Source organism: Parasphingorhabdus sp. DH2-15 (assembly GCF_051668705.1).
Taxonomy (GTDB): Bacteria; Pseudomonadota; Alphaproteobacteria; order Sphingomonadales; family Sphingomonadaceae; genus Alterisphingorhabdus.
Genome location: NZ_CP196351.1, coordinates 2,514,068 through 2,527,414, shown reverse-complemented (window position 1 = coordinate 2,527,414; position 13,347 = coordinate 2,514,068). Strand labels below are relative to the sequence as shown.

Here is a 13,347-nt window from a genome sequence, read left to right as displayed (position 1 = left end):
ATTAGAAATCCAGCAGGTCGAAATCGGGCGTGCCGCGATCCAACCCATATGATTTGCTTGCGATGGTGGCGCGGCGCGCGAGATCGGCGGCGCGTTTCGCTGCATCGTCATCTGCGCCATCCGGTTCTGCGCTTTGTTCGTTATCGCCGGGTTCGGGTGTTTCCTGCTGCGGCGCGTCGATCTCGCGCTTGCGATCTTTACCGCCATCACTCCCGCTGGCAGCGCCTTCATCCAATTCGGCGAACAAGCGATCATCGACAGCGTGGGTATCTTGACCCCAATCATCCAGGCGGGGGGAAGGACGGTCGCCATATGGATGATCGGGGCCTGTCAGCGCGGGAGGGGAGAATACGCGGCTGACAAAATTTTGGTCTTCGAAGTAACGCAGCTTTTTTGCGCGAACGGGGGAATAACCGGACACGAGAATAATTTCGTCATCGGGCGGAAGCTGCATGATCTCGCCCGGCGTCAAGAGTTGTCGGGCCGATTCCTGACGGGATACCATGACGTGCCCGAGCCAAGGTGCCAGTCTGTGACCTGCATAGTTTCGCATTGCCCGCATTTCGGTCATTGCTCCGAGGGCGTCAGAAATACGTTTGGCCGTTCTTTCATCATTGGTCGCAAAGGCGACGCGCACATGACAATTATCGAGAATGGAATTGTTGGGGCCGTATGCCTTCTCGATCTGATTGAGCGATTGAGCAATCAAGAACGCTCGCAATCCATACCCCGCCATGAATGCGAGAGCGCTTTCAAAGAAGTCTAGCCGCCCGAGTGCTGGAAACTCATCAAGCATTAACAAAACGCGGCGGCGCTTTTCCGCTGTTGCTTCATCATCCAGCTTTTCGGTCAGACGACGGCCAATTTGATTGAGGATCAATCGAACAAGCGGCTTGGTGCGTGAGATGTCAGAGGGCGGGACAACCAGATAAAGGGAGATGGGCTTTTCGCCTTCGATCAGGTCGGCAATTCGCCAATCGCACGCAGAGGTCACCTCAGCCACCGTTGGGTCACGGTATAGTCCCAGAAAACTCATCGCTGTTGACAGGACGCCTGAGCGCTCGTTTTCAGACTTATTCAAGAGTTCACGCGCTGCTTGCGCGACAACCGGATGAGTTTTGGGGGCACCCTCTTCGGGGCCGAGGTGGTTGGTACTCATCATCACCCATAATGTGCGCTCAAACGAACGGCTGGGATCAGACAAGAAACTGGCGACGCGAGCGAGCGTCTTTTCTTTCTCTGCGTAGAGAACGTGAAGGATTGCGCCGACTAGCAGAGCATGGCCGGTTTTCTCCCAATGGTTGCGGCGTTCCAATGCCCCTTCGGGATCGACCAGAATGTCAGCAATGTTCTGGACATCGCGGACTTCGTTACGGCCTTTGCGTACCTCCAGAAGCGGATTGTATTTTGCACTAAGTGGATCGGTTGGATTGAACAAGAGACAATGGGAGAAAGTCGAGCGCCACCCCGCCGTCAATTGCCAGTTCTCGCCTTTGATGTCGTGAATGACCGCACTTTCGCCCCAGCTCAAAAGCGTTGGCACGACAAGACCAACACCCTTACCCGAACGCGTTGGCGCAAACGCCATAATGTGTTCAGGCCCGGAATGGCGAATGTAGGTACTTTTGAGCTTACCGAGAAACACGCCTGTTTTGGTGAGTAGGCCAGCGCGTTTCATCGTGCGCTTTGTGGCCCACTCAGACGACCCGAAGGTGGTTAGCTTTTTGGCGCGGCGTCCCCGCCAAACAGAAAGCAAGGCAGCGATGACAATGCTGGCGAAAGTTGCGCCGACAACTATCTTACCGCCTGTTCTGAATATCTCAGGCGCGTAAGCGTGAAAGGCATACCACCATTCGAAAAGACGCCACGGATAGTAGATCGGAATGTCGAGGACATAGAACCATGCCGTTCCCAGATATGGGTCATAGCTAAACTGCGCGGCCACCCACTGCGTCGCGAACCAGATGCCACCTGCAATAGTGGCAAGCACTGAAAGTATGTGACCGTATAGTATGCCCTGTGGCGACATGGAGTGACCTCAATTTCTATGAGATCAAAAAGAGCGAAGATCAGTCGTGCCGTATAGTGAGGAAAGCGGGTAGAAATCTGAATGAAATCAGCGGGTTTGGTCTGAATTACAGACGGCTTACCTAGATTGTGTGGCTTGCGTGACAAGCGCAGGCCACAGGGCGCGTAGGCAATGATAATCCGAGGTGGAAATACAGGAAATTTTCGTCGCTACTCGACGGAGCGCTCATTCCAGAGTTCCTCTTAGTCATTAATCTCATCATCTTCATCCATGCCATAATGAAGATGGTGTGAAGTCGCCGCATCAAGCATCTCTCGGCGTGTCGAAAAATCTGAAACCTCGTCCTCATACAAGGCTTCCAATTCATCCAAGACTGCCATTTTCTTCTGATCGTTCCTCAGAGCAGTAATGTAGTCTGCCTCAAGTGCAGGATCGAACGACAGTGGCTCGACGCACTCACGCAGAAACTTTGAGTTCGGACCAATTGCCTTTTCTGAGACAAGGTACGCCAAGAGCTCCATCTGAAGAATATCTTCATTTTCAAAATCAAAGCTTTGGGCTTGGAAGATTTTTGACGCTTTCGACCCGTATTCTATCTCGTAGGTATAGAGGTTTAAGCGGCGAGCCTCTTTCTCCACAATCTCGAACAACTGATTCACGATTTTCGATATCGTCTTACCGATGAACTTTCGGTGTCGCCGTTCGTTCTTCGTAATTCCGAATAAGGTCTTCGTGTCGATCTTTATGCCTAAGTGCTTTTCCAAAAAGCTGTTTAGGTCGTCTCGCTCTTGGGCCGCAGCGGTGACAGACTCTAAGCTATATCGCCCGTAGCGGTGCGACTTATAAAAGCGCGCAAGGATACTGATAAACTCATTATGAACCGAGCTTAGCTTCAGCGTGTGACTGCTCTTTAGTCTTTCCATCAGTTTTTGATGGCTGTGCGTGATTAGATCTTTTTCAAATTCGTCTTGGTCAACATCTTGGCCATGCTCGGTCAAAATCAGCGCAATTTTTAGTAATCGTTCGACACCAACGGAGACCGCATACAGAAACTCAAATGTGTCTTCTTCCGTTGCAAAATGCTCCATCCGATGAAATGTTTGGAGTCCATTGAATATAAAGCGGCCAGCAATATCGAGTTCCGTGCCTAGGTTGAAGTTTTTCCAATATTCATCTGCCCTCATCGTAAAGTTCCTAGTTCACCGATGCGAAGCGTGCGCTGAATTTGAGTGACATGTTCGTCATGAACTTTTGCTTGAGCTGCAAAGTCAGTCCACTGCTGTACGGTTTCTATGATCTCAGCGATTATGGCTTTCATCTTGCGCGCTTTCAAACCGGCAAATTCTCCGAAAGCGATCAGGTCTGTTAAATCAAATCCATCGCGTTTTCCATTGAGGCTCATTTGATGTTGCGATGTCCAAGAACCCTGCGGGTTGTAACTGTAGGCGATGTCAAATGCCGGTGAGAGCCGCCACTCCCCCTCTTTATCCATGACGAATCCGATATTCTTGACGTGATCATCCTGATTGCGCGCAATGATGTTGAACAGTGTGCGGCGTACCTGCTGTTCGATGTCTTCAGCAGGAAGTCTCAGAGATTTAGTCGTCCGCAATGCCTGTTCGTAGGAATAAGCGCCTGCCATGTTGAAATCGAAATGCTGTAAGGCGCACAGCGATTGATAGTGCAGTTTGTCTCCTGAAGTGGTGCGGTCAAAGCGCTTGGTCATAAAGTGCGCGCGCCCACCTTCTTCATGTAAGCGGCAGGGCATCATGATGATACCGGCTTTTTCCGCCATCAGATGATAGGCATATTCGATGCGGCCAAACCCTTTAGGGTCAGCAAGCTCTTTGTCTTTGTTTTCGTCCACACCATCGAATTTCATGAGCCAATGTGTGAAGCCTTTGCCTGCTTCGACCTGACCTGACCGAAACTCACCAGTCTGCTCATTCCAGGCGAGGATAGCCTTTGCCCGCGCACCGCCGGCGGATGTGCCGACGCGTAGTATATCTTCAATATCCCGCGCATCGTCTTCGCCCGTTAAGTGACCTGCGAGGTTTTCTCGATCGCTCAAGATACGATTGGACAGGGCGACAAGACGCTCAACTTCAACTTTGCGCGCTCTTGTGGGCGCTCCCGTGATTGCTGGCGTATATTCAAGCGCGCCCATGCCGCGTGTGCCGGTGTAGCAAAGCCGCTCAACGGGATTGAAACTTGTTTCAAGGCGGTTCTGTTGCACAAGCCAAACATTAATCAGTGCATTGCCGAATTTGTCTGGCAGACTGTCCGCCAACATTCCGGGCAACCCCTTGAACGTTTCCCGGCCTAGCTCTGCAAAATCATAAGGCGTTTCGCGCAATGGCATTTGCAGAGGAGAAACTTCAATGCCACTTGCCGCAAACTCAGGGGTATATTGAAAAACACCAAGTCCGCGTTCTGCTACCCATGTCACAGCCCCAATCCGCTGCCCCCATAATTCGACGCTGGCAGTAGTCATGAGACGTCTCCTTCGTCATCCTGCTTTTGATCCCCCCAAGTCCATTTCTTCTGATCTTCTTTTTTGGAACGCGCTCGCTGGCGGGACGGTTGATTGGCTCGTTTCAATTCCTCAAGCGGGCTCAAACCAGGGTTAGGCAGCAATGCTTCCAGATGGTTTGCCATGTGCAACGCTTTTAAGATGCGGATGAAGCTATCAAGTGAGATACCTTTTCCGCTCTGCGCAAGCCGCGTGATGGTGCTGCGTGAAACGCCTGCTTCACTTGCAAGGCGGCTCTGAGTTATATTCTGTTTCAGGCGAATCTCTTCGATACGCTCGCTAAGGGCATCTTCAATGGCTTCACTAGAAGCGATGCCGAATTCAATTTTATGCATCATATTTCACTCACTAATCGACTTTTTCTGACTTTATGTATCATATATCACGCATTATCGTGAGCTCAACATGTTTTCATTTTAATGCGTTAAATATCACGCATTATAGTTAATAAACCACCCTAAAGCAGCAAATTTCCCTCACTAAATCCCAGAAATATTCAGACTCCTGCCAAGTGTCCAAGAAATCTGGCGCCCTCGAATCATGCCGCTAATCTGTTTGCCCAAATTTCGGTCCATCACCTCGCGCCACGGCACGAGGGAAAAGTCCTTGGCCCGTTCAATCACCGCATAGCGTCCGCTCGCCCGGTCAATCCGTTCGACATACTGACCGCTGATCCGGCCCGATTGCGGGGCGTGGGTGAAGGGTTTGCCGAGTTGTTGCGCAAGGGCCTTGGCAGCGTCTTCAAGGTCGCGACGTTCCAAAGTGACGAGCACTTTGTCGTCGATCTTTTGGCCCGCTTCTTTCAAGATGCCTTGGCGGTGCAGGAAGACCCGACGCGCGGACCGTGCCTCTTCAATCTCACTGCCAAAGCCTCGCGCCTGCGATGTGTCCGCATGGTCGCGCAAATGTTCGTCCAGCCAGGTCGCGCCAATCGCGTTTCGCATAGCAGGCAGATTAAAGCGGGACGCCATATCAAGCTGCACGGGTTTGCTGCGCGTCGTCTCGAACTCATAGGCAGCGGCCTTGTCGAGAAAATCAGGCGGAATGCGCCATGAGCCATCGGTGTTTCTGGCAACCGACACACCGGCTTTCCGCATGGCTTCCAAACGGCGAACATGCGCCTTGATAAATTCGGGATTGGTACGCGGGGCGTCTTCAAGGTGCTTGGTGGGGCTATAAATCCCACCATGCTTGCCCGCGACCTCATGGATGGTACGATCTGAAGGGCGAGGCGAATGCGACGCGGGATGCGCGGTTATTATCATGCCCTTTTCAAACCCGGCTAATCGGTCGCTTGGCCCAATGTTTACATAGGCAACTTTTCCATCTGTCGCGTCAATCACCACATAGGCTTGATCGCGCACATCGTCTGCCACGCCTTGCGCGATGATTTTGCCTGTGAGGGCCTTGGCATTGGGGTCGCCCGGATCAAACAGGCTGGCGCTGGTCATCAAACGGTCTTTGCCTGTCTCGGTCATGGCCCGGTGCATGGCTTTGATGATGTCGCCGCGTTCGCCCATGCGTTTGAGTGCATCCGCTGCACCTGGATCGACGCGCCATTCCGAGCCTCCCGAATGCTCGGCAAGCCCTAACTTGGCAAGCTGTCCCATACGCGCTTTCTCAAGCTGACGTTGCCAGACCTGACCGCTGGGAACGGGCTTGGCGAGGTCCAGCGTTCCGTCCCGCGCCCGCCGCAATAGTGTTCGGTCCAGATCGGTGAAGCGTTCGGCCTGCACCATGCGCTGCATCCGCTGGCGGTTTTCCAGCTCGCTCACGGGCCCAAGTTCGAGTGACACGAGCTCTTGCGCGCGTTCGCGTATCCCGCGTGAAATATAGTCACGCGGTATCACGAGGTCTTTGCCATCCTCGTGCACCCCGCGCATGACAATATGCACGTGTGGCTGGCCCGTGTCATAATGGGTGGCCGCCACCCATTCGAGGCGCGTCTCCAAATCCTTTTCCATCTGACCCATAAGATCCCGCGTGAAAGCTTTAAGGTCGCTCATCTGGTCGGCATCTTCCGGAGAGACTATGAACCGAAAATGGTGACGGTCATCTTCCGCTCGCGTGATTAAATCCTCTGCGTCCAAATCGCGGCTTGCATCGGTATAGAGTTCGGCCTCACGTCCTTCTTCGCCAGCCCCGTTGCGCTCGATGTAATTAAGGTGTCGGCGAAGGGGTGCTGTGCCATGCACGGTCATCTTGTGAATGGAGGCTTTAACCACAACCCGGCGATGATAGTGGCGTGCCGCGCTGCGTTGCGCCCGTCCGCTGCGGGATCGACCTGACCCGTTGCTTCGCGACAGACGATGCGCGCCTTTGCCTACCTTCTTGAAGAAAGACTTCATTCGCGTGTGGCCAGAGGCCGATCGGATACGTCCCAGCTTCACCTCAAAGGGTGGTTCTGATCCTCCCTTGTTCATGCGGGTTTCCCTGACGTTGCGGGATAATCCGGGTAAGGAGCGCTCCCCCAAACCGCAGTCAGACCGGGCATTTCCGCCAAATCGGAAGCGCCCCCACATAAGCGCATAGCGCTCCCAAAAAAGATGTGCAGACAAGGGAATAGCCCCAAAGGGGCGCTTCTCGCTTTTATCTTGCCATCCGCGCCTTTCCCCCGCGCCCTACCATCTCCTGCCTCTGCCGGCGTTTCCGAAAATCCTAAATATTGGACAACACCGAGAATGTCGTCTTTCTCAACGGGTCCGAAATACCGACTGTCCCAAGAGTTCTGCACATGAGTTGAGACAAGGAAATACTGGTTCTCCGAGAGCGTAATGCAGCCCCTCCAAACCGGCATGATCCGCCCAAATGCGTCCTGCGCTTCGGCGTAAATATTAGGACGATTTGGGGCTGTTATTCGTCCGTCTTCAGAGCAGATTTCATCCCCCGCTGCCGCCCAAACGGTTTTTATGAGGGGAACATGAGACGGCAAATAGTCTCGTATCTCCGCCATGTTTCGTGCGTTTTCAGGTGCAAACGCCGCGACCATAACATCGCGTTTTACAGCATGATTCGGCGTTAAACGATACCAGCCAATGGGTGCGCTTTCGCTCTTATTGTAGAAGACATAAGGTGTTGCGGGTTTGAAAATATCAACCAAGGCAAAGACGCAAACGAAGCCCGCTATGGCTCCAATTATACGCGATTTCATGAGACATCTCCTCTAAATGTGGAGGCTTGGAGAGCCGAAAAGCCATGCGGATCGAGGCTCACAGCGAGACGGTTATGCAGATGTCGCCAATAGGCATCCGTCACATGGGACAGCCCGCCTTCGCCAAGTTCCAGCGTGTCTAAATGAGCGAGGGCGCGCTGTGTGCGGGTTGTTCCGCGCGTGGCGAGTAAGATGTTCGCACCGGGCATGACGCCGGGAACGGTTGAAAACGGGTCATTCTCGACCGTCCGCAGAACGAATAATCGCCAATCCTGTGTGCCGAACCGATTGGCCCGCCAGCGTATATACCCAAGCACCGAACCGGGGGCGAAGGCGACCAATTTGCGCCGCCAATCCAACCGAGCTTCGATAAGCGGAATGCCAAATCGAAGGCGATGGTTGATCCGTTTCTTCCGGTAGACAAGCTGAACGGCGGTAAGATTACGCGCCTGTGTCATTGTCTTTGTCCTCATCATAGGAGGGGCCGTGACCGCAATCCCGGCCGCGCGACCAGCCTTCTAAATCCTTGATATGGTAAATCACCTTGCCGCCATGTTTGCGCCAATGCGGGCCTTCTTCGCGCCACCGCATATTGTTCAAGGTGCGTTCTTCGAGCCGCAAATATTTAGCGGCTTCGGCTGCCGTGAGATACGGACTTTCAAGAGGTTGAGACATGGTTATTACCCCACACGCTACAATCTAATGACGCGGACTGCGCCAATCTGTGGGAGATTCAGACGGAATTACGGGGAATTTTGAAGGCACGAAAACGCAACGTTGGGTTTTCGTGACAGAGATTTCAACCAAATGTTAAAGTGTCTTTTTGGCTAAAAACGACCGATATTCGCCGCCAATGAGCCGATCAGCGCGGGCTAATGACCGCCTGATTTGAGCTTTCATGGCGCGGTCATTTTGACCCCAATCAGCGTTAACGCGGACAGCCCCAAAGGTGGCGTCAGCAATGTCCTTCATACTGCCTTTAACGCGCTCAAACCCGTTCCAAATGTCGTGGGCAATGATTGCGTTGCTCAGAGCATTAGAGTTTTGACGACGCCCAATCAAGGAAAGTTTACCGCCCGTCGAGCGGTGAAGAGACAATAATTGTGTGGCTGTGTCCAGTCTGCGACCGAGATGCTTGGCGCCATCGAGCCTTATGTCAACTTCGGTAAATTCTCCGACCGGTGCGTCATTATCGCAAAATAACTGTATCCAGAAACGTCTTCCGTTTAGCACGATATGGCGCGTGCCGTCACATGTATCGAGAATAATTCGGCGGGTTTTTAGAGCAGACAATACGATGATATCACTCATCTCATCTATGGGAACGTCGTCCACCGGCATATGCGTAAGACGTACACGAACAGCCCCGGCAACAATATCTGGTCGCCAGAAAACATTGGCGTCAATGGCCTGTTTATCCGGGTCGGCAAAGGCCAAGAGTCCCCATTGTTCCGCTTCGGGTATCGTCCGTCTGCTACGAAAGAGCGTCGCCCCGCTGGTCAAGGCGACAGGCGCGGGCAAGCCCGCGTGAGACAGGCGAAAGTCACGACGATAATCTTCATTACGCCTTAAAAATTCCCATGCCCATGCCGCATTTGGCATTCGGTCGGGAGCTTTTGATTGACCTACCTTGCTCATGATCACACGTTGATTACTTATAAATCAAATAATCATCTAAGTCAGTTGTAATATATAATAGTAAAACCTAATTTAATTGAACCTGCTCGGACAAACCAGGCAGGTTATTCTTTATTTAATCTTTGGGGTTCCAAAGGATGGCAAATTCATCGCCATTGGTGTCTTTGACCCGCCCAAGATTGGCGTAGACTTTGTGCGGGCCGATCATCGGATGGGCGAGTGTGAGCGAGATATATTCCTTGCCGCTACTTTTCCCAATGCGGGTCCAACCGCCACCAATTTCACCATGATTTCCGGCATAGACCCGAAAGTCTGGCTGTTTGTCCGTTTCTTTCGCATTATTTGGAGCGATACGAACGCGGGTGTTTAATCCCATTGAGAGGACACCCTCGAAGTTTCCATTTTTATTTTGTGATACATATCCAAGTGCTTGTGCCATTGTTTCAGTTCTCCATATTGTGACGCCGCTGGGAGCCAATCTCCCGGCTGACGCCGCCCGTAAAAACAGGCCACAAGCAGACCGGAACCCCCGCGCCTTGGCCGGGGGGCGTAGGCTTGCCGGAGCACTCGGGAGCCGAGCTTTTTTGTTGCGCGAGGAGGCGTGGCACACGCCGGGGAAAAAAGTTCTGCGGATGAGTTTGGGGGCTGAATGCGACCTGTTTAGGGCTTTGGGGTGTCTGACGGGAAATTGGCGTCCTTCCCTGCGCCCCACATCCTTTGGAGATAGAATGGCCTCACAGCATGTGGGTATGTACGCCTAAACGGAGGCTTTGAGGGTAATGCGTCCGCCAAGGTCACGCCTGTTTTCGCGATTGCTCCGAATTGAAGCCAGGACAGACAGCCGGGCTTTCGGGTCAAATTGTTCCAATTGAATCATAGATTGGTTGTGTTGAATTTGTGTTGTGGATGTATGGTCTATGCATGTCTCACTGACATTTTGCCCAATCGGGCTAAGGCATCATTGTGCAATCGCGTTTGGACTTTCGTGAGTTTGCTCATGTCGCAACTCCAAGGCTCGGGCTTCGGGGGTGGCATCTGTCTCAAACGCCAGAATAAAATCGGCGGCTTTGCTGGCAAGGGACGCGGCTTTGAAAATGGCGCGCTTGTCGTCTTTCAGGACTTGCAGCCAGCTTGCAATATAGTCGGTGTGTCTGACTGTTGGTTCTATGTTCTTCGCTGCGCAGACAAAGGCGCTGGCCATTTCTGCGACAAGTTCTTCACGCGCATAGTCTTTTGTGTCTTTGTTGGTGGCCAGGTTCCGGTCAAGGCGGGTTTGGTGGCCTGTCCAGTGGCCAAGCTCGTGAAAGCAGGTGCGATAATAATTGATTTGGTCACGGAATGCGGGTTGTGGCGGGACTTGAATATAGTCTTCGCTGGGCACGAAAAATGCGCGGTCGCCGCCTATGCGAAAATCTGCGCCCGTGGCTTTTATCAGGGCTTCGGCGCGCGGGATGGTTTCATAGTCGGGCAATGGCTGAACATCTTTATAGAGTTCAACGGGCAAGCCCTCGCATTGGTCGGCATTAAAGACTGTGTAGCGTTTGAGGAATCCTACGCGCTGCGGGTCGTCTCCGCTCTCGCGCGCTTTCTCGGCTTCGGCTTTGGGAATGAAGCTATCGGCGTAACAAATGGTTTTGCCTCGCTCGCCTTTTCTGACGGCTCCGCCAAGGTTCAAGGCTTGCTTGAAAGTAAGCCAGTGCTGGGTAGTGCGCGCGGTTTCAATGGCGGCTCCCCACAAGAGCAAAATATTGATCCCTGAATAGCGGTTTCCTGTCGCTGCATTTGTGGGGAGTCCCATTGGTGTGGCAATGTGATCGCGTCCCCAAGGCTGCACCCACGGCACGGCTCCCGCTTCAAGTTGGGCTATTATTGTGTCTGTGACGCCTTGGTAAAGATCGCGGCGGGGTTTCTTGCTGCGCTTACCTCTTGGCTCTTGGGTTGCGGTTTTGGTTGCCATGTCTCGTGTCCTGTTCTGCCCCCCTTCCACACATTCCCCCGGCGGGAGGGGGTGGGCGGCAGGAAGACCGCGCAGGCATAAGGCAATAGGTGCAAGGCAGCCGAAGGCTGCCGGTGGGCAAGCAATTTGGTAGGAGGCTTTTGAAAACTTAGACGGATAAAAACCCAAAATGCTTGCGCATGCGCCGTCCTATGCCAGCTCGGTTGACGCCCACACCCGACCGCCTGGGGAAACAAATCAACGCCGCGCGTTAGCGCGTCCGCTAAACTCAAACGAAATGGATTTGCGTAAGCCGAGGCACCGCCGAGGGAAGGATCGTTACCGTATGGCCAAGACCCGCTTAAGGGGCTTGGGGAGGCAAGCGGGCTTGCCGAGTAGAGCCCGGATCGCATCGAGCAGCTACGATAGCCCAAGGTATCATCAAAAGTAAGTGGTAACTACGCCATGTTAGATGGATTTGCAGAGAACTCGGCAAGAACCTGCTTCTTGGAAACGATCATGGCCCCTTGTTGGCGCAGACGTTCTATCAGCAAAAACACTTCGTCTTTTGAGCCATCAATCAGGTCGCCGCAAACATAGACGTCAAAACCGCGACCGAGCGCCAAGAGCGAAATTACAAGACAAGATTGATCGACACTACAACCGCCCACAAGCAGTCGATTACGTTCTCCAGCTATTGCTGATTGAACCAACGTTTCAAAATTTTCTGTATCGGACTTTTGTTCGTCCCAGATGAAAACTTCAAGGTCTGGATGCCGGTCAGCCAAATCGTCAAATCTATGGGAAGGTGCTGTGTCAACGGCAAGGAGGCTCTGCGGTGATAGAAAATGCTTGAATGGATTGGGTGACATATCTGGATAATCTTTTAAAAACTCTCCGCGCGACCGACATAGCAAACATGAGAACGACGCGGGTTTGAGCGTCTTCACGATGAAAGCACCACGTCCGCAGACGAAGACAGCAGTTGGAAATGGTCGTCCGGCCAGTGTTCAACGGATACATGTCAAACTAAACGAGCGGACGAAGGATCGCTTTCAAAAACGTCTTGATGAGTCCTGTCAGGTTATGCTGTTTGCCGTACCTCGGCGAGAAAAGTAAGTTATCTCAGACAGAATCATCGGACCTGCCCGAAATTGGAAGAACCTGAGGGCACCAGAGAAAGCAATGCTAAAACTGAATAACCACTTCGCTTATCGATTCAAACAATGATGAAATCAGCATTGGTCTCAACCAAGAGCGACGGTGCAATACCAAACATGGATTTGAAGGCTGCGCTGAGGTGGGCCGAACTAGAGAAACCTGCGGCATACGCTGCATCAGTAAGGTTACTGCCGTCTGCCAGAGCGAGCGCGACCAGACGCATGCGCCTCCAAATGCGATAGCGCCGAAAGGTCGTGCCGAGAGAGTCTCGGAAGACATGCTGGAAGCGAGACACAGAAAGCCCTGCAACGCTCGCGGCCTGTTCAATGGACACGATTTCGTCTGCATGGTCATCGATGGCTTGCTGTGCGCGAGCGATCCGAGGGTCGACAGCTCTGTGCACATCAATACCCATGAGCGTGCAAACCTCATGAAAGGTATCTCCCGAAGCTGATAACTCTCCATCCAAAATGGAGGCGATCGCATCCACTTTCTCTGCCGTTCGATGCGCTATTTCGTGAAGGTCGAGCCCTTCATAATCATCCCCTGATGGATCGAGATAAAGAAATAGCATTGGCCCAGATGTTTTCAGATGATGAAGCGTATCAGGGGGGATTAAGCCGATGCGGCTGATTGTGGAGAGATCCGCTCGGTCGTCGAAGCAATCGAGTTCAAACGTCTCAGCGAGACCAATAACAAGCGTGGCGACAGCCATTTTATGGGGCTCTAGTTTCAAGCCTGGTCCAACATAAGCCGTTCGCGTCTGGTCTACGATAATTCTGGGAACCGTGAACCTCTCTTCAATCGAAGCAGTAAGAGGTTTTTGAAAGCGAGGTGAAATGGTCACGGGTTAAACTTCTTGTATCAAATTGGAGGTATCAATCATGGCTGAATATATT

The 13,347-nt window shown here is 52.7% G+C and carries 13 protein-coding genes; all 13 read right to left on the bottom strand.

Annotated features, from left to right (window positions below):
- Nucleotide 1: 1 nt before the first annotated feature.
- Nucleotides 2-2,029, bottom strand: a complete 2,028-nt coding sequence (locus ACR9YC_RS11795) for a conjugal transfer protein TraG (RefSeq protein ID WP_438727884.1) — start codon at nucleotides 2,027-2,029, stop codon at nucleotides 2-4.
- 242 nt (nucleotides 2,030-2,271) lie between these two features.
- Nucleotides 2,272-3,213, bottom strand: coding sequence for a hypothetical protein (locus ACR9YC_RS11790; RefSeq protein WP_438727882.1), 942 nt, complete (start codon nucleotides 3,211-3,213; stop codon nucleotides 2,272-2,274).
- Complete coding sequence (locus tag ACR9YC_RS11785) at nucleotides 3,210-4,523, bottom strand: type II toxin-antitoxin system HipA family toxin (protein ID WP_438727880.1); 1,314 nt, start codon at nucleotides 4,521-4,523, stop codon at nucleotides 3,210-3,212. The genes ACR9YC_RS11790 and ACR9YC_RS11785 overlap by 4 nt, the downstream gene beginning before the upstream one ends.
- Nucleotides 4,520-4,900 carry a helix-turn-helix domain-containing protein gene (locus ACR9YC_RS11780; protein WP_438727878.1) on the bottom strand — a complete coding sequence of 127 codons (381 nt, stop codon included), beginning with the start codon at nucleotides 4,898-4,900 and terminating at the stop codon, nucleotides 4,520-4,522. The genes ACR9YC_RS11785 and ACR9YC_RS11780 overlap by 4 nt, the downstream gene beginning before the upstream one ends.
- 141 nt (nucleotides 4,901-5,041) lie before the next feature.
- Nucleotides 5,042-6,787: a DUF3363 domain-containing protein gene (locus ACR9YC_RS11775; RefSeq protein WP_438727876.1), complete on the bottom strand. Its 1,746-nt coding sequence runs from the start codon at nucleotides 6,785-6,787 to the stop codon at nucleotides 5,042-5,044.
- A 194-nt stretch (nucleotides 6,788-6,981) separates the two neighbouring features.
- Complete coding sequence (locus tag ACR9YC_RS11770) at nucleotides 6,982-7,713, bottom strand: S26 family signal peptidase (RefSeq protein ID WP_438727874.1); 732 nt, start codon at nucleotides 7,711-7,713, stop codon at nucleotides 6,982-6,984.
- Nucleotides 7,710-8,171: a DUF2840 domain-containing protein gene (locus tag ACR9YC_RS11765; protein ID WP_438727872.1), complete on the bottom strand. Its 462-nt coding sequence runs from the start codon at nucleotides 8,169-8,171 to the stop codon at nucleotides 7,710-7,712. The genes ACR9YC_RS11770 and ACR9YC_RS11765 overlap by 4 nt, the downstream gene beginning before the upstream one ends.
- On the bottom strand, nucleotides 8,155-8,388 hold the full coding sequence (locus ACR9YC_RS11760; RefSeq protein ID WP_438727870.1) for a helix-turn-helix domain-containing protein: 234 nt from the start codon (nucleotides 8,386-8,388) through the stop codon (nucleotides 8,155-8,157). Before ACR9YC_RS11760 ends, ACR9YC_RS11765 begins: the two co-directional genes overlap by 17 nt.
- A gap of 135 nt (nucleotides 8,389-8,523) precedes the next feature.
- Nucleotides 8,524-9,351, bottom strand: a complete 828-nt coding sequence (locus tag ACR9YC_RS11755; protein WP_438727868.1) for a transcriptional regulator domain-containing protein — start codon at nucleotides 9,349-9,351, stop codon at nucleotides 8,524-8,526.
- A 115-nt stretch (nucleotides 9,352-9,466) separates the two neighbouring features.
- Nucleotides 9,467-9,790, bottom strand: a complete 324-nt coding sequence (locus ACR9YC_RS11750) for a DUF736 domain-containing protein (RefSeq protein WP_438727866.1) — start codon at nucleotides 9,788-9,790, stop codon at nucleotides 9,467-9,469.
- 519 nt (nucleotides 9,791-10,309) lie between these two features.
- A complete protein-coding gene (locus ACR9YC_RS11745) occupies nucleotides 10,310-11,308 on the bottom strand; it encodes an ArdC family protein (protein WP_438731812.1) in 999 nt (332 codons plus the stop codon).
- Between the two features lie 437 nt (nucleotides 11,309-11,745).
- The gene (locus ACR9YC_RS11740; protein ID WP_438727864.1) at nucleotides 11,746-12,237 is read right to left on the bottom strand and encodes a hypothetical protein; all 492 of its coding nucleotides are present in this window, start codon (nucleotides 12,235-12,237) and stop codon (nucleotides 11,746-11,748) included.
- A gap of 269 nt (nucleotides 12,238-12,506) precedes the next feature.
- On the bottom strand, nucleotides 12,507-13,295 hold the full coding sequence (locus ACR9YC_RS11735) for a helix-turn-helix domain-containing protein (protein WP_438727862.1): 789 nt from the start codon (nucleotides 13,293-13,295) through the stop codon (nucleotides 12,507-12,509).
- Nucleotides 13,296-13,347 lie beyond the last annotated feature (52 nt).

What these genes read in the sequence shown, in the direction of transcription:
- ACR9YC_RS11755 (WP_438727868.1), bottom strand. Translation starts at nt 9,351, where the DNA reads ATGAGCAAGGTAGGTCAATCAAAAGCTCCCGACCGAATGCCAAATGCG.
- ACR9YC_RS11760 (WP_438727870.1), bottom strand. Translation starts at nt 8,388, where the DNA reads ATGTCTCAACCTCTTGAAAGTCCGTATCTCACGGCAGCCGAAGCCGCT.
- ACR9YC_RS11785 (WP_438727880.1), bottom strand. Translation starts at nt 4,523, where the DNA reads ATGACTACTGCCAGCGTCGAATTATGGGGGCAGCGGATTGGGGCTGTG.
- ACR9YC_RS11765 (WP_438727872.1), bottom strand. Translation starts at nt 8,171, where the DNA reads ATGACACAGGCGCGTAATCTTACCGCCGTTCAGCTTGTCTACCGGAAG.
- ACR9YC_RS11750 (WP_438727866.1), bottom strand. Translation starts at nt 9,790, where the DNA reads ATGGCACAAGCACTTGGATATGTATCACAAAATAAAAATGGAAACTTC.
- ACR9YC_RS11770 (WP_438727874.1), bottom strand. Translation starts at nt 7,713, where the DNA reads ATGAAATCGCGTATAATTGGAGCCATAGCGGGCTTCGTTTGCGTCTTT.
- ACR9YC_RS11745 (WP_438731812.1), bottom strand. Translation starts at nt 11,308, where the DNA reads ATGGCAACCAAAACCGCAACCCAAGAGCCAAGAGGTAAGCGCAGCAAG.
- ACR9YC_RS11790 (WP_438727882.1), bottom strand. Translation starts at nt 3,213, where the DNA reads ATGAGGGCAGATGAATATTGGAAAAACTTCAACCTAGGCACGGAACTC.
- ACR9YC_RS11795 (WP_438727884.1), bottom strand. Translation starts at nt 2,029, where the DNA reads ATGTCGCCACAGGGCATACTATACGGTCACATACTTTCAGTGCTTGCC.
- ACR9YC_RS11780 (WP_438727878.1), bottom strand. Translation starts at nt 4,900, where the DNA reads ATGATGCATAAAATTGAATTCGGCATCGCTTCTAGTGAAGCCATTGAA.